We start from the raw sequence: 24,997 nt of genomic DNA, 5'->3' as shown, positions 1-24,997 counted from the left end.
TACACACCGTTGCACGACAACCCATCAACGCTGGTCCGCCCGGATGTCGACGACGGCATGGCCCACCACGGCCACTCGGTGCGAGGTGGCCATCAGGCGCCTAGAGGCAGTCCGCCAGCTGGCGATGCAGCGCGAGGCGACGCGTCTCGCTGAGGAAGGCGGCGTCGATGGCCGTGCCGGCCAGCTGGATGAAGACCTCCTTCGACCAGCCGAAGGCATCGGCACAGGCCTCGAAGTTGGCCAGCATGCCGCCGCCGAAGTAGGCCGGGTCATCCGAATTGAGGGTCAGGCGCAGGCCAGCATCGAGCAGCTGCGGAAGGGGATGGTCGGCCATCCGCTCGACGACACGCAGTCGCACATTGGAGAGCGGACACACAGTGAGTACCACGCCCTTGTCCCGTAGCCGGGCCACCAGCTCCGGGTCCTCCAGGCAGCGCACGCCATGGTCGATGCGGCAGACATCCAGCAGGTCCAGGGCCTCGCGGATGTACGCGGGGGGCCCCTCCTCACCGGCATGGGCCACCCGCGGGATGCCCAGTTGTCGTGCCCGCTCGAACACCTCGACGAACTTCGCTGGTGGGTTGCCCTGCTCGGCGCTGTCCAGCCCCACGGCGTCAAGCATCTCCCAGTAGGGCGCTGCACTCTCCATCAACGTCACCGCCTCCTCGGCCGGTCGGTCGCGCAGGAAGGCCATGATCAGCGCTGAGGACAGATCCAGCTCGCGCTGCGCCCGGCGTTGCGCCAGGGAAAGCCCCTCCATCACCACCGGCAGCTCGATGCCACGCACCAGATGGGCCTGGGGATCGAAATGCATCTCCACATGCACCACCCCCTCGGCGCTGGCACGGCGGAAGTAGTCCATTGCCAGGTCGTGGAAGTCCTCGGCGGTGCGCAGCACGCTCATGCCTTGGTAGTAGAGGTCGAGGAAGGACTGCAGGTCGGTGAAATCATAGGCCGCGCGGACCTCCTCCACGGAGGCATAGGGCAGGCTGACGCCATTGCGCTCGGCCAGGGAAAACATCAGCTCGGGCTCCAGCGAGCCCTCGATGTGCAGATGGAGTTCGGCCTTGGGCAGGCGCTTGAGGAAATCACGCATGGCATACCTCGTCAGGGAGATCGTTGGTCTCATCCTGAAACATCCTGACCATTCGTGCAAAGCCGACCGCTACGCAGGGTCAGGCAGCGGTCGATGCCGGGCGGGTCGACGGTATCGCCAAGCTGGTGCACCAGGTAGATGACGGTTCGGCCCGCCAGCCACTCATCGAGGCGGGTCGCGATTCGAGTCGCGGTCTCGGCATCGAGTCCAGCGAAGGGTTCGTCCAGCAGCACCAGATCCGGTTCGCGCAACAGCAGCCGGGCCAGGGCGAGGCGTCTAGCCTGGCCGCCGGACAGCCGCCGGCCGCCCTCTCCTACTCTTGTATCAAGGCCCTGGGGCAAGGCCCTGGCCCAATCGGCGAGCTCCATCATCCCCAGCGCTCGCCACAGCCGGGCGTCGCTTGCCTCGGGGTCGGCCAGGCGCAGGTTGGCGGCCAGGGTATCGTCGAACAGATCGGTCTGCTGCGTCAGCAGAGCGACGCGCGTCGTCAATGCCGACGCCGGCCATGCCCCCAGCGCCACGCCCGCCAGCCGCACCTCGCCCGCCTCCGGCTTGAGCTGTCGTGTCAGTAGCCCGGCCACGCTGGACTTGCCCGCGCCGGATACCCCGCACAGGGCCAGCCGCTGGCCGGGCGCCACATCGAAGCTGATCTCGGCAAGGGCCGGCACCAGGGCATCCGCATGGGTCAGGGTGACGTTCTCGAGTGTCACCGAGAGCGCTCCCGCTGGCAGCTGCACAGAGGCGAGCGGTGTGGCCACCTCCTCCTGCTGCGCTTCCAACGCATTGAGACGTTCGGCGGCGCCCCAGGTGGCTCCCAGCCAGGTGAAGGCGACAGGCAGGGGTGCCAGCGCTTCGCTGATGGCCAGCACCGCCAGCGGCATCATCACCGTCAGCGGCCCGGACAGTATCCCGGCGCTCCAGGCCTCGGCCGCAAGCCACAGGGCCAGGAGCATCGCCAGCCCCACAACCAGCGATGCCAGCGCATTGCCCAGCGCTACCCGCTGTCCCAGACGACGCTGGTCCCGATAGAGCCGCGCCTCGATGGCGGCCAGGCGAACACGATGGTCCGCCAGGCTGCCATACGCCTCCAGCTCCGCCAGGCCCTGGAGCTGCTCGATCAATCGCCCCCTGAGCTGCTCGAGATCCCCCACCTGACGACGACTGGCGGTCATGCCCAGACGGGCTTGCCCCAGTGTCAACCAGAGCCAGCCAAGCAGCAGCAGCGCGCCGGTCGCCACGCCGACCCGCGGTGCCCAGAGGGCCAGGAATACGGCCAGGCCAAGGATCACCAGCAAGGCCACCAGCGCCGGCGCCAGCAGGCGCAGATAGAGACTGTCCAGGGTGTCGATATCCGCGGTCAGCCGGTTCAGCCAGTCGCTGGCGCGCCGTCGCGACAGGGCATGGGCATCAAGGCCGGAGAGCACGGCAAACAGCCGTGACCGCAGGTCGGCCAGCAGTCTCAACACGGTGTCATGGTTGTAGAGGCGCTCCACATAGCGCGACACCGTGCGGGTCACCGCAAAGAATCGTATTCCGCCCCCTGGCACATAGACGTCCAGGCTAGCCGCCATGCCCGCCGCCAGCAGAAGGCCCGCAAGCCCCGTCGCGGTGATGAACCACCCCGAAAGAGCCAGCAGGCCGATGGCCGAGAGCAGGGTCAAACCCATCAACAGGGCGCCCAGGAACAGCCGGTCGCGACGCTGTCCGAGCAGGACAAGCCAGGGCCGCAGGCTGCCCCAGAGCGAGGCATCATGAGGTGGCATCATGGCTCTCCTCCCGCGATGCTGCCGTGCCCTCGAGGGACAGACGCCGCTTCGCCATTGCCATCAGCGCGGGATGGTGAGTCGCGATGACCAGGGTCCTTCCCTCATCGGCCAGCGCCTGGAGCGCCTCGACAATGTCGCCCTCCGTCTCCGCGTCCAGGCTTGCCGTGGGCTCGTCAAGCAGTACCAGCTGGGCTCGAGAGAGAAAGACCCGGGCCAGGGCGAGCCGCTGTGCCTGACCGCCGGAGAGGCCGACACCGCGCTCGCCGAGGCGTGTCTCCAGCCCGTCGGGCAGCGCCGCCAGCAGCTCGCCAAGGCCGGCCCGGGCCAGTGCCTCGCGCATTTCGGTCTCGCCGACGTCGGGAGCCGCCAGGCGCAGGTTGTCCGCCAGGCTGCCCTGGATCAGCAGCGGGCGCTGGTCCATCCAGGCAAGGCTCAGTCCCTCGGCCAGCCGCATGCGGCCGCTGGCGGGCGCCACGAAGCCGGCCAGCAGCTGCAGCAGGGTGGACTTGCCGACACCCGAGGGCCCGGTGACGGCCACCACGTCGCCCGCGACCAGCGTCAGGTCGACGCACTCCAGCACGCGGCCCCGCCCGGGATGCTCGACGCTGGCGCCCTCGAGCTCGACCAGCAGATCGCGCGCGGAAGCGGGGACCGCTCCGCCCGACCGACGCCGGGGATCGGGGGGCTCGTTGAGCAGGGCCACCAGCCCCTCCGCGGCCCCCAGCGCCGCCGCCCGGTCATGATAGTGCTGGGACAGGCTGCGCAGCGGCTGGAAGAATTCCGGGGCCAGCAGCAGTACCAGCAGACCGCTGAAGAGCGTGAGCTCATCGGCGGGACCATAGTCGATGTAGCCAAGCAGACCGAAGCCCACATAGATCGCCACCACGGCAATCGCCACCGAGGCGAAGAACTCCAGCACCGCCGAGGAGAGAAACGCGAGGCGCAGGGTACGCATGCTGCGCTGCCGGTAATCATCGGCGGCGTCATGCACCTCGTGGGTGGCCTGGGTCGTGCGGCCGAACAACTGCAGGGTGGTGATGCCACGCACGCGATCGATGAAATGCCCGGAAAGCCGCGCCACGGCGGCGAACTGCTCTCGATTCAGCCGCTGTGCCCCCATGCCCACCAGCGCCATGAACATCGGGATCAACGGCGCAGAGATCAGCAGGAAGATGGCTGCCAGCCAATCCAGCCACAGCACCACCATCACCACCGGCAGCGGCACCAGCCCGGCCAGCCAGAGTTGCGGCTGGAACCGGGCGAAGTAGCCATCCAGGGCCTCCACCTGCTCCACCAACTGGCTGGCAAGGGAGGCGCTGTGCCGCGACGTCAGTTTCACCGGTCCCAATCGCGCCAGGTGATCGAGCAGTCCCCGCCGGGCGCGCTGACGAATCCGCAGGCTTGCCGACTGTGCCAGCGTTTCCTGCAGATAGAGCGCCAGGGCACGCAGTGGCAGCACGACCAGCAGCCCGGAGAACAAGGGTGTCAGCGCAGGCAGCGATTCCCCTTCAACGAGCAGGCCACTGATGAAACTGGCCAGCAGCACCAGCTGCGCGATGGTCAGCAGGCCTGCCACGGTTCCTGCCAGGACGGCGAGACGCAGCCGCCGGCGTTCGCCGGCGGCCAGGTCCGTCAGGTAGCGGCGCGCGGTCAGGTCGGCTGTCGCCGCACCGGGTGAGCTCATCGGCTCAGTGATACCCCTCACCGGGGCGGACCTTGCCGCGGAACACCCAGTAGGTCCAGGCGGTATAGGCCAGCACGATGGGAATAACGAAGAGCACCCCGATCAGCAGGAACAGCTGCGAGCCCGGATCCGAGGCGGCATCCCAGATGGTGTAGTCGGGTGGCACGATGACCGGCCACTTGCTGACCACCAGCCCGAGGTAAGTGAAGAGAAACAGACCCAGGGTGGCGATGAAGGGCTGGCCCTCGCGACGCTGGAGGATGGCACGCCACAGTAGTGCAGCACAGACCAGTGCCAGCAGCGGGAAGACCCAGATCAGGTGCAGGTGGCCGAACCAGCGTTCGCGAACGCCGACATCGACGAAGGGGGTCCAGATGCTGATGATCGCGAAAACCCCCAGCACCGCCAACAGCAGGCGAGGCGCGAGCCGATAGACCCACGCCTGGGTCGCTCCCTCGGTCTTCATGATCAGCCAGGTGGCACCCAGCAAGGCATAACCTGCCATCAGGCCCAGGCCGGTCAGCACGGTGAAGGGTGTCAGCCAGTCCAGGGGGCCGCCCACATAGACGAAGTCCTCCACGGCAAATCCCTGGATATAGGCCCCAACCACCACACCCTGGGCGAAGGACGCCACGGCGGAGCCCCCGCAGAAGGCGCGATTCCACCAGCGGCGGTTACGCTGCGACTTGAAACGGAACTCGAAGGCAATGCCGCGGAAGATCAGGCCGGCCAGCATCAGGAAGACCCCGAGGTAGAGGGCCGGCAGGAACACCGAGTAGACCAGCGGAAAGGCCCCCAGCAGTCCCGCCCCGCCGAGCACCAGCCAGGTCTCGTTGCCATCCCAGACCGGGGCCACCGAGTTCATCATCAGATCGCGCGACTCCTCGTTAGGGGCGAAGGGAAAGAGGATGCCCACGCCCAGGTCGAAGCCATCCATCAGCACGTACATGATTACCCCGAAGCCGATGATCAGGGCCCAGATCACTGTCAGGTCGAATGCTTCCATGGCTCAGCTCCTTCCCGGTTGGCGAGAGGCGTCATCGAAGGTCGCATGGGCGGCTGACATCGGACGCTTGGGCCGCTCCACCCCGTGGTCATGGGGCGATTCGGGCAACATGCCCTGGCGTACCACCCGGGTCAGATAGTAGATACCGGCCCAGAACACCACGGCATAGACGGCGATGTAGCCGATGAGGGTAAACAGCGCCATCCCGCCGGTAAGCGACGGCGTCAGCCCCTCGGCATGGGTCATCATGCCGTAGACCAGCCAAGGGGCACGGCCGGTTTCGGTGACGAACCAGCCCGCCAGCACTGCGATGAAAGGCGTCACCGTCATCACCCGCAACAGCTGCAGATAGCCGCGGTGCTCGTACACTCGTCCGCCGCGGCGTAGCCAGAGTCCCGCCAGGGCGACGGCGATCATGGCAAGGCCGATGCCCACCATCACCCGGAAGGACCAGAACACCAGCCACACCGGGGGCTGTTCCTCGGGGGGCACCTCGCTGATGCCCGGCACCACCCCATCGGTTTGGTGGGTCAGGATGAGGCTGGCGAGGCTCGGGATGCCGACCTCGAAGCGATTCGCCTGAGCCTCCTGGTCGGGCCAGGCGAACAGCAGCAGCGGCACATTGGCGCTCCGTTCCCAGTTGCCCTCCATGGCGGCGACCTTGGTCGGCTGGTGCTCCAGGGTATTGAGGCCATGGAAGTCGCCCAGCACGGCCTGGGCAGGCGCCAGCACCAGCAGCAGCCACAGGCACATGGAGAGCGCCTTGCGATTGGCCTCGACGTCGCGCCGAATGAGCAGGTACCAGGCGCTGACCCCCGCCACCACGAACCCCCCGGTCAGGAAGGAGGCCAGCACCATGTGCCAGAAGCGATACCAGAAGGAGGGGTTGAAGATCGCCTCGCTCCAGGAGGTCACGTGGAAACGACCATCGATCAGTTCCACGCCGGCCGGGGTCTGCATCCAGCTGTTGGCCGACAGGATCCAGAACGAGGAAATGAAGGTGCCCGTTGCCACCATGATGGCGGCAAACAGATGCACACCCTGGGGCACCTTGCCGCGGCCAAACAGCAGAACGCCGAGAAAAGCCGCCTCCAGGAAGAAGGCCGTCACCACCTCGTAGCTCAATACCGGGCCGAGAAAGTTCGACGACGCCAGGGAGAAGTTGCTCCAGTTGGTACCGAACTGGAAGGACATGACGATGCCCGACACCACCCCCATGCCGAATACCACGGCAAAGACCTTGGTCCAGAACAGGGCCAAGCGGTCCCAGGCGGAATTCTCGGTCTTAAAGAAGAGGCCGTTGAGCAGTGCAATGTAGGACGCCAGCCCGATGGTGAACACCGGAAAGATGGCGTGAAAGGCGACCACGAAGGCAAATTGCAGTCGCGACAGCAGCAGGGGATCCAGTTCCATCACGCCCTCCAGATTGCGGCGGAAACGTCGTTCCGCGAAGACAGAGTCATCAAGGGATGCGCACGGCACTCACCGGTGCTCTTGTACGTGGGTCCGCCATGCTCATGGCGCCTTGCCGCATTCCTCCTTGCACATGCCCAGACTAGTCCAGCCTGATGACGAGACCGTCGTGGATTCTTCCAGCACCAGACAACATGACGTTATAAGCGGGCACGCTGCCTATCCTGCTCTCACCGAACGGGCACGACCAGCACGCGCGCTGTGTCGCGGTGTCGCACCGGGCTTACCCCGCCGTACCGGATCGAATGACCATACTGATCATGTAGACGGTATAACCGAGGAACATCGCCAGCAGGGCAGCGCCCTCTGCCCGGTTGATACGGCCCTGGCGGCCACGCCAGCCCATGGCGAAGACCGTCATCATCACTGTCATGACCATCATCAGGCTCCAGTCACGAAGCAGCACTTCGCGACCGACCTCGATCGGTGCGATCATGCCGGCCAGACCCACCACGCCCAGGGTGTTGAAGAGGTTGGAGCCCACCACGTTGCCCAAGACCAGATCATGCTCGCCACGCCGCAGGGCACTGACCGAAGAGGCCAGCTCCGGCAGCGAGGTGCCCACCGCCACCACCGTCAACCCGATCACCAGATCACTGACGCCGAACCCCTGCGCAATGGCCACCGCGCCCCACACCAGAATGCGCGAGCTGATCACCAGCAGCACCAGGCCGACCCCGGTCCAGACGAGCCCCATCTTGAGCGACATGGGATGGACGGCCAGGCTCTCCTGAGTGTCGCTGGCGAGCGGATCGTGGTTGGCACGGAGCCCCAGGTAGATGGAGACACCGATGAACACGGCCAGCAGCACCAGCAACAGGAGTGCCTCGAGGCGGCCGATGATGCCGCCACACAGCAACAACGCCGAGAGCAGCGTCACACCGCCCAGTACCGGCAGCTCCCGACGCACGACGCCGGAATGCACCGCCAGCGGCGAGATCAGCGCGACCAGCCCCAGGATCAGCCCCATGTTGGCGATATTGGAGCCGTAGGCGTTGCCCAGCGCCAGGCCGGGGTTGCCCTGCCCGGCCGCCAGAGCCGAGACCACCAGCTCGGGAGCGGAAGTCCCGAAGCCGATCACCAGCATGCCGATCAGCAGCGGTGACAGGCCCAGGCGGGCAGACGTTGCCGCCGCCCCGTCGACGAAGCGCTCGGCGCTCCACACCAGCAGGACCAGGCCTGCCAAGACCGCCACGGCGGGAAGTAACATGTCGTCTCCTCGGGAACATTCAGGACCGCATGTTTGTTTATGGTGTCGCTTGCGTCAACATGCCAAACTGGCGATCCGACATTTTTTGCTTGAAGGAGATCCGATCGCGGTGCCCAGGCCTGTCTTTCGTGCCCCTGCTCTGCTGCCCCGGGGAGAACCGCTGGTGGATCGCTCGCCACCGGAGACGCGCACTTCACGGCGACGACTGCGGGCCTGTCACGAGTGCGACTGGCTGGTGGCCCTACCACCGCTGCACCCCGGCGAGAAGGCCGACTGTCCGCGCTGTGACCATACGCTGGCCAGCCGCCATTTCCGCCCGGCCCAGCGCAGCATGGCACTGGCCCTGGCCGCTCTTGTCACACTTGCGCTGGCGATCTCGTTTCCTTTCGTCAGCTTCAGCGTCAGCGGAGTCGGCAACCGCATCGAGCTCTCCCAGACCGCCACCACCCTGATCGGTTTCGACCAGCCGCTGGTGGCCATCGCCGTGCTGCTGACCATTGCCGTGCTGCCCGCCGTCTATCTCGCCGGCGTGATCTGGCTGCAGTTCGGCCTGATGCGCCAGGCCCCACTGCCAGCCAGCCGGAGCATCGCCCGCTCGCTGGCCCACTTGCACCCCTGGATGATGGCCGATGTCTTCATCGTCGGTGCCCTGGTGAGCCTGATCAAGATCGCCGGCATGGCCGATATCGAGCTGGGCATCGCCTTCTGGGCCTTCTGTGCCTTCGCTCTAATGCTGCTGTTTACCACCCAGTCACTGGACGCCGACTGGATGTGGTTCTCACTGGCCGGAGAACCTCTCGCGCCGGCGGGGGCCCGCACCGGCGAGCCCGCTTCGCCGCAGGGACTCGCCGGGTGCGCCACCTGCGGGCTGGTCAACCGCCTGGATCACCGCGGCCAGGGTCGCTGCCGACGCTGCGGCGAGAGCCTGCATGCACGTCTACCCCACAGCCTGCAGCGCACCTGGGCCCTGCTGGCCGCTGCCACGGTCATGTACGTGCCGGCCAACCTCTACCCGATCATGACCACCACCAGCCTGGGTCATGCCAGCCCCTCCACCATCATCGGCGGCGTGGTGGAACTGGCCCAGATGGGCTCCTGGCCGGTGGCCGCGGTCATCTTCATGGCCAGTGTGATCGTGCCGGTAGGCAAGCTGGTAGCGCTGGCCTGGCTCTGCCTGGTGGTCAAGCGCAGCGACGAACTCAACGCCGCGACCCGCACCCGCCTTTACCGTCTCACCGAGTTCATTGGCCGCTGGTCGATGGTCGATATCTTCGTGGTGGCGATCCTGGTGGCCCTGATACGGGCAGGCGCGCTGATGTCGATCACCCCGGGGCCTGCCGCTCTGGCTTTCGGTGCCGTGGTGATCAGCACCATGCTCGCCGCCATGACCTTCGACCCGAGACTGCTCTGGGACCCTCCCCTGCCCCGTGAGTCCCGCTCCGCAAGCGCCGTGACAGGACAAGGAAGCCCGCGATGACCGATTCACCCGAGACCCCCGAACGGGACAGCCACCGCGCCCGCGCCACTCCCCAGGCACGCTTGTCGCCGATCTGGATCGTGCCCCTCGTGGCACTCCTGATAGGCGCTTGGCTGGTCTACGACAACTATCGCAGTCGCGGCCCGCAGATCACGCTGGTCATGAACAACGCCGAGGGCATCGAGGCCGGCAGCACCCTGATCAAGACGCGCAACGTCGAGGTGGGACGAGTCGAACAGGTCCAGCTATCGGAGGATCTTTCCCGCGCGGTGATCACCGCCCGCATGAGCCCCGACAGCGACGACATGCTGGTCGAGGACAGCCGCTTCTGGGTGGTCAAGCCCCGCATCGGCCGTGAGGGTATCAGCGGGCTTGGCACCGTGCTTTCCGGCGCCTACATCCAGCTCGAGCCGGGCCAGAGCGAGATCGACGCCCGGGAGTTCGAGGTCAGCGACCAGCCGCCGGTCTCCCCGGCAGGGGCCGAGGGGCTGCGTATCAACCTGGTCAGCCAGTTGGGAAACTCCCTGAGCGTGGGCGATCCGATCACCTACCAGGGCCTCATCGTGGGTCGTGTCGAGGAAGCCAACTTTGATGTCGAGACGCGCCGCATGGACCACCGCATCTTCATCGAGAGTCCCTATCATACGCTGGTGACCGACAATACGCGCTTCTGGACCGCCAGCGGTTTCGATCTGCGGGTGGACTCGGGGGGTTTCCGCGCCAACCTGGAATCCCTGGAGGTGCTGCTCGGCGGCGGGGCGACCTTCGGCGTCCCCGAGGACCTGATGCGTGGTCAGCCCGTGGGGCCGGATACCAGTTTCGACCTCTATCCGGACGAGGACAGCGCGCAGCAGGGTACCTTCAACCGCTATCTGGAATACGTGCTGCTGGTGGAAGACTCCGTGCGCGACTTGAACCGCGGCGCCCCGGTGGAGTTCCGTGGCGTGCGTATCGGCACCGTGGCGGCCGTACCCTGGAACTTCACCGCGCCCCAGCCGGGTTCCCGCTCGAGCTTCGCCATCCCGGTGCTGATGCGCATCGAGCCTCAACGCCTGGGTATCGACAACCAGGACCTGAATATCGACGAATGGCGGGACCGCTTCGATCGGCTTTTCAATCAGGGCCTGCGCGCCTCACTCAAGACCGGCAACCTCCTGACCGGCATGATGTTCGTCGATATCAACTTCAACCGCGACCTGGCCGGAGAGCATGTCGCGGAGACCTTTGCCGAACGCCGTGTCTTCCCCACCAGCTCGAGCGGTTTCGCCCAGATCGAGGCCCAGGTAACCGCACTGCTCGAAAAGCTCAACGACCTGGAAGTCGAACCCCTGCTGGAGGGGCTCGACCGCAACCTGGCGACGTCCGAGGCCATGCTCGCCGAAGTGCGCGAACTCACCGCCAGCATGCGCACTCTGATCGACGACCCCGACACCCGGGCCGTCGCCGGCAACCTGAACAGCACCCTGGAATCACTGCAGGGTACACTGGAAGGAGTGTCCCCCGAGTCGAGCGCCTACCGCGACCTGACCGCCACCCTGGCGCAGCTGGAACGGCTGTTGCGTGACCTTCAGCCCGTTGCGCGTACCCTGGACGAGAATCCCCGGGCGCTGCTATTCGACAGCCTAGACACCCGGGACCCGATACCCCGAGCGCCCAGCAGGAATGCAGGGGCCTCTCAATGAGCGCCAACACTCCACAGGAGACGCCATGAGGATGACATCCTGGGTCGCCGCCCTGGCCACCATCCTGTGGCTGAGCGGATGCGCCAGCCCCACTCCTCCCGCCAGCCGCTACGCGCTACCGACAGGACACCTGGCCAGCGGGACCGCAGGTATCGATGCCGAACATCGGCTGCTGATTCGCCCACCCCAGCTAGCACGCTTTCTGGATGTGGAGGGTATCGTCTATCAGCTTGACGACATCACCCTGGTCGAGGCACGCGAGCATCGCTGGGCAGACCCCCTGGGCGACCAGCTCGGGCGCGGCCTGCGGGACAGCCTCGCCGACCGGCTGGCGGATACCCGGGTGGTGCTCGCCGCAAGCGAGCAACGCGATGCCGCTGCCTATCGGCTACACGTGGAAATCGACCGCTTCCAGGGTCGCGCCGACGGGCTGGCCGTGGCCGCCGGTCGCTGGCAGCTGCGTGATGATGGCGGTGAGCTCTTGGCACTGAAGGATTTTACCGTGGAGCAAGAGCTCGAGGCCGACGGCTATCCTGCCCTGGTACGCGCGCTGGGCCGGAGCTGGGACCAAGTGGCCGGCGAGATCGCCGCGGAAATCCGACGGCTGCGCTAAGTCGCACACTGTGGCATACTATCGGCACGCGGCGATCGCTGGTCCCTCCTGCCGCGCCAGATTCCTTTTACACGCCTTGGCCAGGGACTGACCACGTCGTATCTCGACGCGGCGCGACCGGGGCGTCTCTGCGGAGACCGCATGACCTTTTCCGATCTCGGCCTGCGTGCCGAACTGCTGAGTGCCGTCGAGGCACAGGGCTATACCACTCCGACCCCGATCCAGCTCAAGGCGATTCCCGCCGTGCTCAAGGGAGGTGACCTGCTGGCCAGCGCCCAGACCGGTACCGGCAAGACCGCCGGCTTCACCCTGCCGATGCTGCAGCGCCTGGCCGACGGCCCGCGCCCTGCCAAGCGCCAGATCCGTGCCCTGGTGCTGACGCCGACCCGCGAGCTCGCTGCCCAGGTCGGAGAGAGCGTGGCCGACTATGGCCGCCACCTGACCCTGCGCTCCCACGTGATCTTCGGCGGCGTCGGCCAGCAGCCACAGGTGGACGCCATCCGCGCCGGCCTGGACGTGCTGGTCGCCACCCCCGGCCGCCTGCTGGACCTTCACCAGCAGAAGCACGTGGATCTGTCGAAGGTCGAGATCCTGGTACTCGACGAAGCCGACCGCATGCTCGACATGGGCTTCATCCACGACATCAAGAAGATCCTGCGCGCGCTGCCCGAGAAGCGCCAGAACCTGCTTTTCTCGGCGACCTTCTCCAACGAGATCCAGGCGCTGGCCGGCAAGCTGCTCGACAAGCCGGAGATGATCGAGGTCGCACGGCGCAACACCACCGCCGAACTCGTCGACCAGGCGATCTACCGCGTCGACCGCGAGAAGAAGCGCGACCTGCTGGCCCACCTGATTACCCGGCACGACTGGCAGCAGGTGCTGGTCTTTACCCGCACCAAGCACGGCGCCAACCGTCTGGCCGAGCAGCTCTCCAAGCAGGACATCCCCTCCATGGCGATCCATGGCAACAAGAGCCAGTCGGCCCGCACCAAGGCACTGGCCGCCTTCAAGACCGGTGACCTCCAGGTGCTGGTGGCCACCGACATCGCCGCCCGCGGCCTCGATATCGAGGAGCTGCCCCACGTGGTCAACTTCGAGCTGCCCAACGTGGCCGAGGACTATGTCCACCGCATCGGCCGCACCGGCCGCGCCGGCAGCGAGGGCAAGGCGGTCTCGCTGGTCTGCGTCGACGAGCACGGCCTGCTCAAGGGCATCGAGCGGCTGATCAAGCGCGACCTGGAGAAGCGCATCGAGCCGGGCTTCGAACCCGATCCCCATGCCAAGCCGGAGCCCATCGAGAACGGTCGTGGCAAGCGCTCCGCGGGGGGACGCAACGGCAACCAGGGCAAGCGAGGCCCGGGGCAGGCCGCCGGCCAACGCAGCGGTGGCGACGAGGCCCATGCGCCGCGTCGACGGCGCGACGGCCGCTCCGGCTCACGTCAGGCCTGATTCGCGCAATTGGCGGGCTGCATCGCAATAGGGGAATGTCGCCCGCTGATCCCCGCACTCCTTCCACCATGCAAGGCAGGACACTTCCATGGATGAAAAGAATCTTGTCACCAGTTACCGACGCTGGCTGACCTTCCAGCAGCAGGCTCGGCTGGATCATGAACATCACGGCGCCCGCCAGAAGCTCGAGGAATCGAAGGTATCGTCGACGCGCATGACCGAGGCCTACCGCAGCATGGCCGCCAAGGCCGCCAGCGAGGGCGCCAGCTATCGCACCCTCTTCCTGCGTGACCACGACGACACGGCGCTGGCCTGCGAGGGCTGGCTGTTCGTGCGCCGGGTGCTGGCAGAGGGCGGCTCGACACGCGTGCGTGCCACCCTGCTGACCACCTTCACCCTGGAGGAGGGCCGCATCGAGCCCGGTAGCCATCCGGCGGAGAAAGTTACCCTGGAGATCTTCGACCAGCTGAACCTCGACCGCGGCATGAGCACCGTGGTGCGTGTCGACCGCATCGACGGCAACCGTGACACCCGCTTTATCACCCTGCTGGACAGCGTGCGAGGCGACCTGCGTCGCCATATGCAGTAAGCAGCTCATCATGTTCAAGAAGCTGTTCGGCAAGTCCCCCGTGGAGGCGTGGGTCATCAAGCAGGTCGACGATGGCCTGCTGCACCTCTGCGGCCAGGGCATCCTCGAAAGTCGGGAAAGTCGCAAGGCCGTGCTTGCATCCCTGGCGAAGGGCCAGTTCCAGGGCGGCGTACGCATGGCCGGCGGCGGCCTGGTGCTGAACGCGAGGCTGTTCGCCGCCCTGGTGCCGCTGGAGGGCCTGACGCTGACCGATGACGGCCAGGCGTATTGGCAGGGGCATCTGTGGCGGGTCTCCCAGGTGCCTCAGCGCTGCTGGGGCTTCGAGGGCAGACTGACCGCCCAGCCGGGGGGCACTATCCAGGGACCGGCCCTGGTCAGCAGCGAGGATGTCTCCGGCATTCGCGGCCGCGTCGACCGCCACGCCCCGCAGCCGCCTGGCGCGACGACCTTCCGTGCGGACGACGAACTCGAGCCCCCCTCGGCCAACAAGCAGCGGGACGAGCGCCGCTTTATCCGACCGACGGCCCGACCAGAGCGGCGCGATGATGATGAACGGCACTGAGGCGTCTCGGCCTGCATCCCGCCAGCTGGCGCTGTTTATCGGCCTGATGGTGCTGGTCGGGCTCAACCTGCGCCCTGCCCTCTCCAGCCTGGCCCCGGTACTCACTCGCATCCAGCAGGATACGGGGCTTTCACCACTGGCCATCGGCGGCCTGACCACCCTGCCGGTACTCTGTCTGGGGATTTTTGCCCCACTGGCGCCCTGGCTGGCCAAGCGCTTCGGCCCCGAGAACACCCTGGCCGCCGCCCTGTTGCTGCTGGCCGGCGGCCTGCTGCTGCGTGGCGTGCCGGCCGTCATCGCGCTGTTCGGCGGCACCCTGATGGTCGGCGCCGCCATCGGCGTGGCCGGCACCCTGCTCCCGGCGCTGGTCAAACGCGAGCTGCCTGCCGGTGCCGACCTGATGACCGGGGTCTACACCATGGCACTCTGCCTCGGCGGCGCCCTGGGGGCGGGCCTGAGCATCCCCCTGGCCGACACCCTGGGCGGCTGGCCTGCCGGGCTGGCCAGCTGGTCCCTGCTGGCGCTGATCGCCCTGGTGGCCTGGCAGTGGCTGATGCCACGCCATGATACCGCCACCCACCTGCCCGAAGGTGGCGGGTCCACCCGGGAGCTGCTGAGCCAGCCACTGGCCTGGCAAGTGATGCTGTTCATGGGCAGCCAGTCGTCGTTGGCCTACATCGTCTTCGGCTGGCTGCCCACCCTGCTGGTGGCTCGCGGGTTCAGCGAGGCACAGGCCGGCTGGATGATGGGCGCCTCGGTGATGGTACAGCTGATCTCGGCCCTGACGGCACCCTGGCTGGCACGGCTGGGTCGCGACCAGCGGCCTGCCCTGCTGATCGTGCTGGGCCTGGTCGCCGCCGGCTTCTGGCTGCTGTTGCAGGCACCGGCGGTATGGCGCTGGCCCGGCGTGGTGCTGCTGGGCCTCGGTCAGGGAGGCGGCTTCAGCCTGGCCCTCACCCTGATCGTGCTGCGCACCGCCACCTCGCGCCTCGCCGGCAAGCTCTCGGGGCTGGTCCAGGGGGGCGGCTATACCCTGGCCGCCATGGGACCACTGGGGATCGGTGTCATGCTGCAGTTCGAGGTAGGGCTGACCACTCTGACCCTGGTGCTGCTGGGTATCATCGCCGTCAGCATGAGCTTCGCCCTGTTCGCCGGCCGCAACCGGCGGCTGGAAATCGACGACACGGGACGCCTGGTCACCCGTTAGCGGTCATTCTCCCCGACCCCCGGCGAACCCGTTCGCTCTTGTCGCCCTTTGGCGAGCGGTTATCATGGCGGCATCCCGTTGCCGAACCTTCACCGACAGGAGCCCAGATGTCCGCCCCGGTTTTAGAAGAGCGCACCGTGCTGGTGATCTACACTGGCGGCACCCTGGGCATGATCGAGACCGCCCGCGGCCTGGCCCCGGGCGGCCACATCGAGGCACGCCTGCGGCGCGCCCTGGCTGACCTGCCCCCGGTACGCCGGGCGAGCCTGCCCCCCTTCGAGGTGCTCGAGACCGATCGCCCCATCGACTCCAGCAGTGCCACACCTGAAGACTGGCAGCGGCTGGCCTCCCTGGTGGCGCACCACTACCGTCAGCATGCCGGGATCGTCATTCTCCACGGCACCGACACCCTGGCCTGGACGGCGTCGAGCCTGGCCTTCCAGCTGCTGGGCCTGGATCGCCCGGTGATCCTCACCGGGGCCATGCGCCCCCTGGAGGCCGAGGGGAGTGACGCGGTGGCCAATGTCGAGGATGCCCTGCGTTTCGCGGTGACACCGCGACTACAGGAGGTGGCGATCTGCTTCGCCGGCAAGCTGCTGCGGGGCTGCCGTTCCCGCAAGTGGCGGACACGTGAGGCCGACGCCTTTACCAGCCCCAACCAGCCGCTGCTCGGCGAGCGGGTCGATGACGAGGTGGTGCTCTACCCGGGGCGCGGCCTGGTGGATCACCAGCGGGGCGCTCCGCGGCTCGAGCTCGCCGACTACTCGGCAATACCGCCGGGAGCTATCGTTCGTCTCGCCCTCTGGCCGGGCATCCAGGCCTGGCAGCTGGAAGCCTGGTTGCGAGATGATCGGGTCAAGGGTGTCGTGCTGGAGGCATGGGGAGGCGGTAACCTGCCGGATGATCCGGCACTGGTCGGGGCGCTCGCCCGCGCCAGCGGCGAGGGCAAGCTGCTGGCGGCCCTCAGCCAGTGTCCCCATGGCCCGGTGGCCTTCGGCGGCTACGCCGCGGGGAGGGGCCTGGCTGATGCCGGAGTGCTCTCGGCCGATGACATGACCCCGGAGGCCACCTTCACCAAGCTGGTCCACCTGCTGGCCCTGCCACTCCCGGAAGAGGAGCGGCGACGGCGCTTTCTCGCCCCGCTCGTCGGTGAGCGTTGAGGCGTTTCTTGCAGCGTTGACGTGCCTCGAGCATATCGTCGCGGAAATCGCTAAGGTGGGAGTATATCGACAGAACAGCAGGAGCCCCCTCATGGAACACCCCGACCATCCCTTCACCGAGCTCTTCGAGCAGCTCGGCCTTGCCTCGAGCCCCGAAGCGATCAAGCGCTTCATCGATCGCCACGCTCCCATTCCCGAGGACATCGCCTTGCCCGACGCGCCCTGCTGGAACGAGGGCCAGGCGGAGTTCCTGCGCGAGGCCCTCGAGGAAGACGCCGACTGGGCCGAGGTCGTCGACCACCTCAACACCTCGCTGCGCAAGGGCTGATTCAACGGCGGAGCATGAAACCGCCGAGCGAGAGACGCACGCTCACGGAGCGCAACTTCATAGCCGCGCTTCGACTCTTTCCAGGATCTGCCGGCTGACCTTGCTGACCAGAGGTTTGGCGGCCCGGTTGACCGCCTTTTCCAGCAGTCGGTTGCGGATGTCATAGGTCAGCGTCAGGGCCACCTCGGTGCCCCCCGATACGGGCGTCAGGCGGTAGCAGCCACGGTTGTGCACCCCGTCCAAGGATTCCCAAGCCAGCACTTCCGGGGCTCGGGCCTCGGTGATCTCCACATCGAAGGTCCAGTCCATGCCGACCGCGTGGACATGCCAGCGATAGCGGTCCTTCCCCAACGGCTCGATGGCCTGGATCAGATCCGAGTAGTCGGCAAAGTCCTCGACCCGCTCGAGCAGGGCGAAGACCCGCTCAGGGGATGCCTTGAGAATCGCGCTGTGTTCGATGGTGGCCATGCCGCTCCCTGTTCGATGATCAACCGATATCCACAATGTCGCCGGCGACCCTGTATGTCCAGCCGCCTTGCGGGTCAGAGATCACGCATCAGCAGCGCGAACTCGATCCGCTCCGGCGCGATCGCCTCGCCCGGCACCGGAATTCGCACCACATGGCCAGACCCCGGGGCGGCACCCACGGATTCCCCGCGCCGGTTCTCGATCTGCTCGAGCACGAAGCGACGGTTGCCGCCGGGCAGCATCAGTTCCATGCCGTCGCCTACCTCGAAACGATTCTTGACGTCGATCTCGAGCACGCCTCGATCGGGGTCATAGCCGGTGACCTCGCCGACGAACTGCTGATGCACCCCCACAGAGTTGCCCTGCTCGTAGTTCTGGTACTCGTCGTGGACATGACGACGATAGAAACCCTCCGTGTAGCCACGGTTGGCCAGGTTGTCGAGCTCGTCCATCAGGCGCATGTCGAAGGGCCGACCGGCGACGGCATCATCGATGGCCTGGCGGTAGACCTGGGCAGTGCGCGCCACGTAGTAGTGGGACTTGGTGCGCCCCTCGATCTTCAACGAGGTGACGCCCATCTCGGTGAGCCGAGGCACGTGCTGGACCGCGCGCAGGTCCTTGGAGTTCATGATATAGGTGCCGTGCTCGTCCTCGAACACCGGCATCAGTTCGCCGGGGCGAGTGCGATCCTCGATCAGCGCCGAGAGCTCGTCCTGGCCCTCCACGCCGCCGGCGGTGGCGGTAGTGGCTACCTCGGCACTACCGCCCCCGGAAGCGATCAGCCCGCCCTGCTGATGCCCGTTCCCCGGTGTCCAGATCCCGCTCCCCGCGTGGGCACGTGCCGAGTTAGCGGGGACGATGTCGCCGGTCTCGTCCTGGGCAGCGGCCACGGTGTTGTACTTCCAGCGGCAGGCGTTGGTGCAGGTGCCCTGATTGGGATCGCGATGATTGAAGTAGCCTGAGAGCAGGCAACGCCCGGAGTAGGCGATGCATAGCGCACCGTGAACGAAGGTCTCGATCTCCAGCGTCGGGCACTCGGCGCGGATCTCGGCGATCTCCGCCAGCGACAGCTCCCGCGACAGGATGATGCGGCTGATGCCCTGCTGCTGCCAGAACTTCGCCGCAGCCCAGTTGACGACGTTGGACTGCACCGAGAGATGGATGACCTGCTCCGGCCAGCGCTCGCGGACCATCATGATCAGGCCGGGGTCGGACATGATCAGCGCATCCGGGCCGGCCTCGATCACCGGCTCCATATCGCGAAGGTAGGTCTTCAACTTGCTGTTATGCGGCGCGATGTTCGAGGCGACGTAGAACTGCTTGCCACGCTCGTGGGCATAGGCAATGCCACGGTGCAGGTTGTCGAGCTTGAAGTCGTTGTTGCGAACGCGCAGGGAATAACGCGGCTGGCCGGCATAGACGGCATCCGCACCATAGGCGAAGGCGTAGCGCATGTTCTTGAACGTCCCCGCCGGGGAGAGCAGTTCGGGAGCTTGCATCTGAGGTCACCGTTGTCAGGACGATGGCGCGCGACGGCGCAGGGTGTAAAGGGGGCAGGAGTATAACAGCGCCAAGCGCCGCGCGCCGAGCTGTCACATGTTTTCGTGACGGGCGGCGTCAAGTAGTCTTGGCCCCTGGAAATCTTCTGCACAGGGTCAACGCCATGACGGATGCCTGCCGCCCCGGTTGCGGTGCCTGCTGCATCGCACCGTCGATCAGCTCGCCGATCCCCGGCATGCCCGGCGGCAAGCCGGCGGGCGTCCGCTGCGCGCAGCTCGATGAGGCCAACCTCTGCCGGCTCTTTGGTGATCCGCGCCGTCCGGGGGTTTGCGCACGCTTCGACTACGATCCGGAGCTGTGCGGCGAGCATCGCGACGAGGCGCTCAGGCGCATCGAGGCCCTGGAACTGGCCACCTGACACCCCCGTCTCGAAACGAGAACGGCACCGTGAAAGGTGCCGTTCTCGTCTGCGGGTCGCGTAGCCGCGTCTCAGGAGGAGAGGTTTGCCGTATGGGGCAAACGCCGGTCGAGCAGGGTGCGCCAGCGCATCAGGACCGGGGCGTCACTGTGGCTCACCTCACCCAGCAACTCGCGGAACTCCGCCCGGGAGGCCTCGTCACGGGGAGCGATGAAGGTCAACCAGAGCTCCAGTGCAGCAAGCTGCTGATGGAGATTGCCGTCCTCTCGGGCCTGCAGCAGTGCCTGTTCGACGAGACTCTTGACCTCCTCGAGGGGATGTCCGAGGCGCTGCCGGACGCGCGCCAGGTGCACGGCAAGCTCTGGCACGAACAGGGTGGTGCGCTCACGCGCAATCATCAGGCACTGGTCGAGGTAGTCCTCGGCCCGTGAAAGCTCCCCTAGGGCCAGGCAGGCATCCACGTACCAAAGGGCCGGACGCTGGTAGGGGTCGCGCCCGGTGACCTCGGCCAGCTCCTCCTGGGCCGACTCGATCTGGGCCAGTCCCTCGCGGTCGCCGGCCAGGGCCCGCTGCCAGCCCAGCACGCTGCGCGAGGCCACCTGCCAGAGATGCAGGTCGGGAGTGCCGGTCAGCTCGAAGGCCCGCTCGGCCCGCATGGTGGCCAGGTGCACATGGCCCAGCTGGCGATAGAGGGCCGCGGCATACATCAGCGCCATGGCCAGGCTGCCGGGATGACCGATACGTTCGGCCAGCCGGATGGCCGATTCTACCTGCCGTTCGGCGCGCTGGTAGTCGCCCCGCAGGCAGAGCGTCCAGCCCTGGAAACAGGCCGCGGCGACCTGGGGATGGTCGGAGAACGGCAGCCATTCGATCATCATCGGCACATTGAGCGGATCGATCTCTTCCAGGTGATCATAGGCCTGGGAGATGCGCCCGGCCCAGTATTCGCAGCTGGCCCGGGCGAAGTCGGCCAGGCGCCGGTAGCGGGGGTCCTCGAGGCAGTCGGCGAGGCTGGCCAGGCGCGAGGCCAGCGAAAAGGCATCGGCGTGGGCGTGGCGCTGGCTACAGCCTACCCAGAGCCCCCACTGGACCAGGAACGCCTGCTCCAGATCGCCGCCGTCCTCCGGAGTGGTCTCTTCCTGGGCAAGCAGCTCCCGAGCTCGAACGAAGCTCTCGTGGGCGGTGGGCGAGCCATGCCCCTCCAGGGCGAAGGCGGCCTGCCCGCGCACGGTCAGCAGGCTGATTTCGCGCTCGGCCTGACCCTCGACGTGGCGCAGGCTGGCCAGACCGAAGTCGGCCATCTTCAGCGCCGTGCGGTTGGCACTCACCTTGAGCGCCTCCCGAGCGGCCAGCTCGAAGTAGCGGGCACCGCGGGCATAGTGACCGCTACGCCGCAGATGGGTGGCGAAGTCGCCGGGGTGGCGGCTGATCCACATCGGGAAGTGTTCCTCGATCAGACTGACCACCTGACGGTGGATGCTCACCCGCACGTCCCGGGGACAGGAGAGATAGGCGGCTTCCTGCAGCAGCTGGTGAGTAAACTGATACTCGCGCTCCCCCTCCTCGCCTTCGGCCGGCTCGATGATCTCCAGTCGACGCATCTGCTCCAGCGCCGATGCCAGGCGGTTCATCTCCCAGCCGCTGCATTCCGCCAGGAAGTCGAGACGGAAACGTCGGCCAAGCACCGCCGCCAGATGAGCCACTTCGCGGTCGGCGTCGAGCTGATCGATACGGCTGGCCAGCAGGCCCAGCAGGCCACGTGGCAGCTCGTCGAGCTGCACGCTACGGCCTTCACGGCGATCCATATCGACGCGGCGGCAGATCTCCTGAAGATACAGCGGCACGCCGTCGCAGCGCTCGATGATCTGCCCGCGCAGCCGCGGGCTGAGATGGATGCGATAGCGACGCGCCAGCTGGGAGAGCAGGCGCGAGGACTGCATGGCATCCAGCCGCCCCAGGGAGATCTGCTGATCCCAGTGCAGCTTCGCCGGCAACGCCTCCCGGCCGTGGTGGCTGGCCACCAGCAGGAAGGGGCTGTTGATCGGCAGCCGTGCCTGGAGGCCGGCCAGTACCTTGAAGGAGGGCTCGTCAAGCCACTGCAGGTCATCGATCATCAGCACCAGGGTGCGCTCGCTGGAGAGCTCGCGAATCAGGCGATGGATCAGTCCCACCACCAGTTCCACGGCCTCCCCGCTCTGGGCCAGTACCGCCAACTCGCGGGGCTCACGCACACCGAGGGCCTCCTCCAGCAGCAGGCGGTGTTCGGCGTCGGGGGCCAGGGCATCATCGGCGCTCAGCAGCCGCGACAGCGCCTCGGCGTCGAGGCGCCCCCCCAGGTGCCAGCGCAGCAGCTGCCGCGCCACGCCGTAGGGCTCCTGGACGGAGAGCCGCGTGGTGGGCTGCCAACAGATCGCCGCCTCGCGGCTCTGCTCGAGCTGGCGAAAGCCCACCAGCAGCGCCGACTTGCCGAGCCCCGAGGGCCCGCGCACCAGCACGCTCTGGCGCAGGCCGATGCCGGCTCGGGCCAGGGCATCGCGCAGGGTGCGCAGGGAGCTCTCGCGTCCCACCAGGCTGGGCGGTGGCGCCTCGCGCCCGCCCTCGTTGGTACCGAGGACGAGCGCCCGCAGGCGCACCCGGCCGTCGCTTGCCACCAGCCGCGTGGAGAGCCGTGGCTGGAGGTCGAGGGCCGGCGGCATATGCTGGCTGGCGTCCTGGGAGATGACCAGCTCGCTGCCCTCGGCGGCACTCATCAGGTCAAGGGCGCCCTGGGTCACCTGGCCGAGCGGGTCGACCAGATGCCGCTCGGGGAGGTAGACCACCCGGCCGCTGTCCAGGCCGGCGGCCAGCTCGATGCGCGGCGGCTCGCCCTCGCCGCTCCAGTGGCGCTGGGACTCGTCGGGCAGCACGCGTCGACAGTGCTCGTAGAGCGCCACCAGCTCGGCCAGCTGGTGCGCCGGGCCATGGGTGCCGAAGCAGGCCAGGCCCAGGCCGCCGGTCGCCCCGGGCAGCCAGAAGCCACCGAGGTGGTGGCACTGCTGCTCGAGCCAGCGCATCAGTTCGACCTGCAATGTCAGGCAGGCGCAGGCATCGGCACGGGCCGACAGATCGGCCTTGAGACGCAGACGAATGGCCATCACCGAGAGCTGGCGCTGCTCGATCTCGTCCTCACGCAGCGGGGCGCTGTCCATGGCGAGGGTGCGTGAGAAGGCACCGTTGGGGCCGATATGAGCCCCCTCGGCCTGGACGTCAGACCAGTAGCTGGCCAGCTGCAGGAAGGAGGGCTCCGGCTGCTGGCCGGAAAGCGCCAGCAGTTGCAGGTAAGCGTTGTACTGCTCATGGGCGGCGGCCAGCTGCCCCTGCTCGGCCAACTGGCGCACCAGGCGCTCATGGAAGGGCCCGTAGCCGGAAAAACGGCTGACCAGTGACTCCAGCACTCCCCCGGGCAGCGCATCCTGACGCTCCAGGACACTCTCGGCGAAGCGGATCACCCGCTGACGCCACTCATTGCGGACCTGAACCAGCCAGCGCTGATACTCGGCACAGCTGGCGAGATGCAGCTCTTCGGCCAGATCGCCTCGGTAACAGGCCAGCACCGCTTCGAGCGTAGCCACCTCAGCGGGGCCATCGAGCAGGCCCTGCAGCCGGTGCATATCGAAGTGCCAGCGCTCCGGGAGCCGGAAGGCAATCGTCTGGCGGGACACCGCCAGCACCCGTTCGGCCTCATCGCCCAGGGACTGACGCAGGCAGTGCAGGGCATGGCGCAGGTTGGTACGCCCCGATGACAGGCCCTGGTCGGGCCACAGCAGTTCGGCCAGGGTCGCGCGGCTGACCGGCTGGTCGTGCAGCAGCAGATAGACCAGCAGCGCCTTGACCTTGTCGTAGCTGAACTGGGTCAGAACATCGTCGCCCAGACTCAGGGAAAAGTGGCCGAAGAGTGCCAGGTGATCCCGGTCGTTGTCGTGTACGTCGTCGGCAGCATCCCGCATGGTGATCATTCCTGCGTGGCGGAAGTGATGGCCTCAGGCCGGCACGCCGCTGTGAAAACGAAAGGCCGTATCCGGCATGGTGACCAGCTCGGCCTCGCGATCGGAGAAGAAGGCGATACGCGCGTCGATGGACGCCGGGGCCAAGCGGCGCGCCAGCATCAAGTAATCCTCGAAATGGCGACCTTCCGACTTAACCAGACTGCGATAGAACTTGGCAAGTTCGTCATCCAGATGCGGAACCAGGCGGGCAAAGCGCTCGCAGCTGCGTGCCTCGATCAATGCACCGATGATCAGGATATCCACCAGGCGCTCCGGTTCCTGACCTCGAACATGGCGACGCAGCCCCTCGGCGTAGCGCGAGGCACTGATCTGGCGATAGACGATGCCCCGCGCCTCCATCAGCTTGACGACCTGCTCGAAGTGCAGCAACTCTTCCCGGGCCAGCTGCGACATCTTGGTCAGCAGCAGTGGCTGATCCACATAGCGATAGAGCAGGCTCATGGCCGTGGAGGCCGCCTTCTTTTCGCACTGGGCATGATCGATCAGCAACAGCTCGGGGTTGGCCAGGGCCCAGTCTACCCAGGCATCCGGGGTGGCACAGGGCAGGAACGCCAGCAGCTCGACGGGCAGCAGGTTCCGGTAATCGGTCATCTCGAGGGTCGGCATCGGGGGCCTCATGGATCCAGTGTCGGGGCGTCAAGGAGGTCAGGAAGCAGGGCCTGTCGCCGCTCGGCAGCAGCCAGCAGATCGGCGGTAATTCGCTCATGGAGCGTGGCAGCGTCCTCGCCATCATGACCGACCAGCCCGTAGCACGAGAGGTCGTGAATCCGGTCACGGCCCACTCGCAGCAGCTCCACGGCGCGGGACAGCGGCGGCTGTTCATCGCGGAAGCGGATCCGATGGCGGCGCAACTGAGCCTCCAGGCTCGCAGCGTCCACGATCTCCAGGAAGCGCCCGGCGACCTCGGCCCGCATCCGGTCCAGCTCGGCCATGCGTGAGCGTCGCTGCTCGCCGGACAAGGCCGGCCAGTCGCGAATCTCGCTGTCGACGCGCTGGCAGCCACGGCAAACCGGGTCACCCAGGGTAGTCGAGCAGAGACCGACGCACGGTGAGGTGATGCGCTCTCCCATGTCCCCTCCCGTTGACGTTAACGTACGCTGATAGAACACCATAGTAACGCGGACGCCGCCGGGCTGGCAGCCCGAAGTTGCCGGCGACCAAAGTTCAAGGCCGTCATCACGGACCAAACTTAACATTGTCGACAGTTTCCTCTATGATCGCGGCACCGCTGACACCCTGGTAACAAGAAGACTCTGCCAGACG

General features: G+C 67.0%; 21 protein-coding genes. 10 read left to right on the top strand and 11 right to left on the bottom strand.

Annotated features, from left to right (window positions below; all coding sequences use genetic code 11):
• Nucleotides 1–100 precede the first annotated feature (100 nt).
• From HALO32_RS16545 to HALO32_RS16520, 6 genes are all read right to left on the bottom strand, one after another.
• Nucleotides 101–1,096 (bottom strand): adenosine deaminase, encoded by a 996-nt coding sequence (locus HALO32_RS16545; protein WP_151444993.1) that lies wholly within the window; start codon nucleotides 1,094–1,096, stop codon nucleotides 101–103.
• Nucleotides 1,097–1,125: 29 nt separating this feature from the next.
• A complete protein-coding gene (gene cydC, locus HALO32_RS16540; RefSeq protein ID WP_151444992.1) occupies nucleotides 1,126–2,862 on the bottom strand; it encodes a thiol reductant ABC exporter subunit CydC in 1,737 nt (578 codons plus the stop codon).
• On the bottom strand, nucleotides 2,846–4,546 hold the full coding sequence (gene cydD, locus HALO32_RS16535) for a thiol reductant ABC exporter subunit CydD (protein ID WP_151444991.1): 1,701 nt from the start codon (nucleotides 4,544–4,546) through the stop codon (nucleotides 2,846–2,848). Before cydD ends, cydC begins: the two co-directional genes overlap by 17 nt.
• A 4-nt stretch (nucleotides 4,547–4,550) precedes the next feature.
• Nucleotides 4,551–5,552 carry a cytochrome d ubiquinol oxidase subunit II gene (gene cydB / locus HALO32_RS16530; RefSeq protein WP_151444990.1) on the bottom strand — a complete coding sequence of 334 codons (1,002 nt, stop codon included), beginning with the start codon at nucleotides 5,550–5,552 and terminating at the stop codon, nucleotides 4,551–4,553.
• A 3-nt stretch (nucleotides 5,553–5,555) separates the two neighbouring features.
• The gene (locus HALO32_RS16525; protein ID WP_151444989.1) at nucleotides 5,556–6,965 is read right to left on the bottom strand and encodes a cytochrome ubiquinol oxidase subunit I; all 1,410 of its coding nucleotides are present in this window, start codon (nucleotides 6,963–6,965) and stop codon (nucleotides 5,556–5,558) included.
• A gap of 283 nt (nucleotides 6,966–7,248) precedes the next feature.
• On the bottom strand, nucleotides 7,249–8,235 hold the full coding sequence (locus HALO32_RS16520; protein ID WP_151444988.1) for a calcium/sodium antiporter: 987 nt from the start codon (nucleotides 8,233–8,235) through the stop codon (nucleotides 7,249–7,251).
• 163 nt (nucleotides 8,236–8,398) lie between these two features.
• Between HALO32_RS16520 and HALO32_RS16515 the strand changes: the two genes are divergently transcribed.
• The 9 genes from HALO32_RS16515 to HALO32_RS16475 all read left to right on the top strand — a co-directional run bounded on the left by HALO32_RS16515 (nucleotide 8,399) and on the right by HALO32_RS16475 (nucleotide 17,302).
• Entirely contained in the window at nucleotides 8,399–9,712 is a 1,314-nt protein-coding gene (locus HALO32_RS16515; RefSeq protein WP_225810116.1) for a paraquat-inducible protein A, read from the top strand.
• Nucleotides 9,709–11,394 (top strand): intermembrane transport protein PqiB, encoded by a 1,686-nt coding sequence (gene pqiB, locus HALO32_RS16510; protein ID WP_151444986.1) that lies wholly within the window; start codon nucleotides 9,709–9,711, stop codon nucleotides 11,392–11,394. The genes HALO32_RS16515 and pqiB overlap by 4 nt, the downstream gene beginning before the upstream one ends.
• Before the next feature lie 25 nt (nucleotides 11,395–11,419).
• Complete coding sequence (locus tag HALO32_RS16505) at nucleotides 11,420–12,007, top strand: PqiC family protein (protein ID WP_151444985.1); 588 nt, start codon at nucleotides 11,420–11,422, stop codon at nucleotides 12,005–12,007.
• 141 nt (nucleotides 12,008–12,148) lie between these two features.
• Nucleotides 12,149–13,456 carry a DEAD/DEAH box helicase gene (locus tag HALO32_RS16500; protein ID WP_151444984.1) on the top strand — a complete coding sequence of 436 codons (1,308 nt, stop codon included), beginning with the start codon at nucleotides 12,149–12,151 and terminating at the stop codon, nucleotides 13,454–13,456.
• Between the two features lie 88 nt (nucleotides 13,457–13,544).
• Nucleotides 13,545–14,045 (top strand): hypothetical protein, encoded by a 501-nt coding sequence (locus tag HALO32_RS16495; protein WP_151444983.1) that lies wholly within the window; start codon nucleotides 13,545–13,547, stop codon nucleotides 14,043–14,045.
• 10 nt (nucleotides 14,046–14,055) lie between these two features.
• Nucleotides 14,056–14,607: a hypothetical protein gene (locus tag HALO32_RS16490; RefSeq protein WP_151444982.1), complete on the top strand. Its 552-nt coding sequence runs from the start codon at nucleotides 14,056–14,058 to the stop codon at nucleotides 14,605–14,607.
• Nucleotides 14,591–15,814, top strand: a complete 1,224-nt coding sequence (locus HALO32_RS16485) for an MFS transporter (protein WP_407646893.1) — start codon at nucleotides 14,591–14,593, stop codon at nucleotides 15,812–15,814. Before HALO32_RS16490 ends, HALO32_RS16485 begins: the two co-directional genes overlap by 17 nt.
• 107 nt (nucleotides 15,815–15,921) lie before the next feature.
• Nucleotides 15,922–16,974 carry an asparaginase gene (locus HALO32_RS16480; protein WP_151444981.1) on the top strand — a complete coding sequence of 351 codons (1,053 nt, stop codon included), beginning with the start codon at nucleotides 15,922–15,924 and terminating at the stop codon, nucleotides 16,972–16,974.
• A 91-nt stretch (nucleotides 16,975–17,065) separates the two neighbouring features.
• Nucleotides 17,066–17,302 (top strand): DUF2789 domain-containing protein, encoded by a 237-nt coding sequence (locus tag HALO32_RS16475; protein WP_151444980.1) that lies wholly within the window; start codon nucleotides 17,066–17,068, stop codon nucleotides 17,300–17,302.
• A 57-nt stretch (nucleotides 17,303–17,359) separates the two neighbouring features.
• On the opposite strand, the gene HALO32_RS16470 is transcribed toward HALO32_RS16475, so the two are convergent.
• Together HALO32_RS16470 and trhP are read right to left on the bottom strand one after the other, a co-directional pair.
• Nucleotides 17,360–17,770 (bottom strand): SRPBCC family protein, encoded by a 411-nt coding sequence (locus HALO32_RS16470; RefSeq protein ID WP_151444979.1) that lies wholly within the window; start codon nucleotides 17,768–17,770, stop codon nucleotides 17,360–17,362.
• Nucleotides 17,771–17,844: 74 nt separating this feature from the next.
• On the bottom strand, nucleotides 17,845–19,269 hold the full coding sequence (gene trhP / locus HALO32_RS16465; RefSeq protein ID WP_151444978.1) for a prephenate-dependent tRNA uridine(34) hydroxylase TrhP: 1,425 nt from the start codon (nucleotides 19,267–19,269) through the stop codon (nucleotides 17,845–17,847).
• A 164-nt stretch (nucleotides 19,270–19,433) separates the two neighbouring features.
• On the opposite strand from trhP, the gene HALO32_RS16460 reads away from it, so the two are divergent.
• Entirely contained in the window at nucleotides 19,434–19,688 is a 255-nt protein-coding gene (locus tag HALO32_RS16460; protein WP_151444977.1) for a YkgJ family cysteine cluster protein, read from the top strand.
• A 71-nt stretch (nucleotides 19,689–19,759) separates the two neighbouring features.
• Here HALO32_RS16460 and HALO32_RS16455 read toward each other — a convergent pair whose 3' ends face one another.
• The 3 genes from HALO32_RS16455 to HALO32_RS16445 are packed head-to-tail and all read right to left on the bottom strand — an operon-like array spanning nucleotide 19,760 to nucleotide 24,804.
• A complete protein-coding gene (locus HALO32_RS16455; protein WP_151444976.1) occupies nucleotides 19,760–23,674 on the bottom strand; it encodes an AAA family ATPase in 3,915 nt (1,304 codons plus the stop codon).
• Nucleotides 23,675–23,707: 33 nt separating this feature from the next.
• Nucleotides 23,708–24,340 carry a tRNA-(ms[2]io[6]A)-hydroxylase gene (gene miaE, locus HALO32_RS16450; RefSeq protein ID WP_151444975.1) on the bottom strand — a complete coding sequence of 211 codons (633 nt, stop codon included), beginning with the start codon at nucleotides 24,338–24,340 and terminating at the stop codon, nucleotides 23,708–23,710.
• A gap of 8 nt (nucleotides 24,341–24,348) precedes the next feature.
• Nucleotides 24,349–24,804: a DUF1289 domain-containing protein gene (locus HALO32_RS16445; protein ID WP_151444974.1), complete on the bottom strand. Its 456-nt coding sequence runs from the start codon at nucleotides 24,802–24,804 to the stop codon at nucleotides 24,349–24,351.
• Nucleotides 24,805–24,997: the final 193 nt, after the last annotated feature.

Origin of the sequence: Halomonas lysinitropha, assembly GCF_902500215.1 — a bacterium.
Lineage (GTDB): Bacteria > Pseudomonadota > Gammaproteobacteria > Pseudomonadales > Halomonadaceae > Halomonas > Halomonas lysinitropha.
This window is presented reverse-complemented; position numbering and strand designations above follow the sequence as displayed.

What these genes read in the sequence shown, in the direction of transcription:
- HALO32_RS16545 (WP_151444993.1), bottom strand. Translation starts at nt 1,096, where the DNA reads ATGCGTGATTTCCTCAAGCGCCTGCCCAAGGCCGAACTCCATCTGCAC.
- cydC (WP_151444992.1), bottom strand. Translation starts at nt 2,862, where the DNA reads ATGATGCCACCTCATGATGCCTCGCTCTGGGGCAGCCTGCGGCCCTGG.
- cydD (WP_151444991.1), bottom strand. Translation starts at nt 4,546, where the DNA reads ATGAGCTCACCCGGTGCGGCGACAGCCGACCTGACCGCGCGCCGCTAC.
- cydB (WP_151444990.1), bottom strand. Translation starts at nt 5,552, where the DNA reads ATGGAAGCATTCGACCTGACAGTGATCTGGGCCCTGATCATCGGCTTC.
- HALO32_RS16525 (WP_151444989.1), bottom strand. Translation starts at nt 6,965, where the DNA reads ATGGAACTGGATCCCCTGCTGCTGTCGCGACTGCAATTTGCCTTCGTG.
- HALO32_RS16520 (WP_151444988.1), bottom strand. Translation starts at nt 8,235, where the DNA reads ATGTTACTTCCCGCCGTGGCGGTCTTGGCAGGCCTGGTCCTGCTGGTG.
- pqiB (WP_151444986.1), top strand. Translation starts at nt 9,709, where the DNA reads ATGACCGATTCACCCGAGACCCCCGAACGGGACAGCCACCGCGCCCGC.
- HALO32_RS16505 (WP_151444985.1), top strand. Translation starts at nt 11,420, where the DNA reads ATGAGGATGACATCCTGGGTCGCCGCCCTGGCCACCATCCTGTGGCTG.
- HALO32_RS16500 (WP_151444984.1), top strand. Translation starts at nt 12,149, where the DNA reads ATGACCTTTTCCGATCTCGGCCTGCGTGCCGAACTGCTGAGTGCCGTC.
- HALO32_RS16495 (WP_151444983.1), top strand. Translation starts at nt 13,545, where the DNA reads ATGGATGAAAAGAATCTTGTCACCAGTTACCGACGCTGGCTGACCTTC.
- HALO32_RS16490 (WP_151444982.1), top strand. Translation starts at nt 14,056, where the DNA reads ATGTTCAAGAAGCTGTTCGGCAAGTCCCCCGTGGAGGCGTGGGTCATC.
- HALO32_RS16485 (WP_407646893.1), top strand. Translation starts at nt 14,591, where the DNA reads ATGATGAACGGCACTGAGGCGTCTCGGCCTGCATCCCGCCAGCTGGCG.
- HALO32_RS16480 (WP_151444981.1), top strand. Translation starts at nt 15,922, where the DNA reads ATGTCCGCCCCGGTTTTAGAAGAGCGCACCGTGCTGGTGATCTACACT.
- HALO32_RS16475 (WP_151444980.1), top strand. Translation starts at nt 17,066, where the DNA reads ATGGAACACCCCGACCATCCCTTCACCGAGCTCTTCGAGCAGCTCGGC.
- HALO32_RS16470 (WP_151444979.1), bottom strand. Translation starts at nt 17,770, where the DNA reads ATGGCCACCATCGAACACAGCGCGATTCTCAAGGCATCCCCTGAGCGG.
- trhP (WP_151444978.1), bottom strand. Translation starts at nt 19,269, where the DNA reads ATGCAAGCTCCCGAACTGCTCTCCCCGGCGGGGACGTTCAAGAACATG.
- HALO32_RS16460 (WP_151444977.1), top strand. Translation starts at nt 19,434, where the DNA reads ATGACGGATGCCTGCCGCCCCGGTTGCGGTGCCTGCTGCATCGCACCG.
- HALO32_RS16455 (WP_151444976.1), bottom strand. Translation starts at nt 23,674, where the DNA reads ATGCGGGATGCTGCCGACGACGTACACGACAACGACCGGGATCACCTG.
- miaE (WP_151444975.1), bottom strand. Translation starts at nt 24,340, where the DNA reads ATGCCGACCCTCGAGATGACCGATTACCGGAACCTGCTGCCCGTCGAG.
- HALO32_RS16445 (WP_151444974.1), bottom strand. Translation starts at nt 24,804, where the DNA reads ATGGGAGAGCGCATCACCTCACCGTGCGTCGGTCTCTGCTCGACTACC.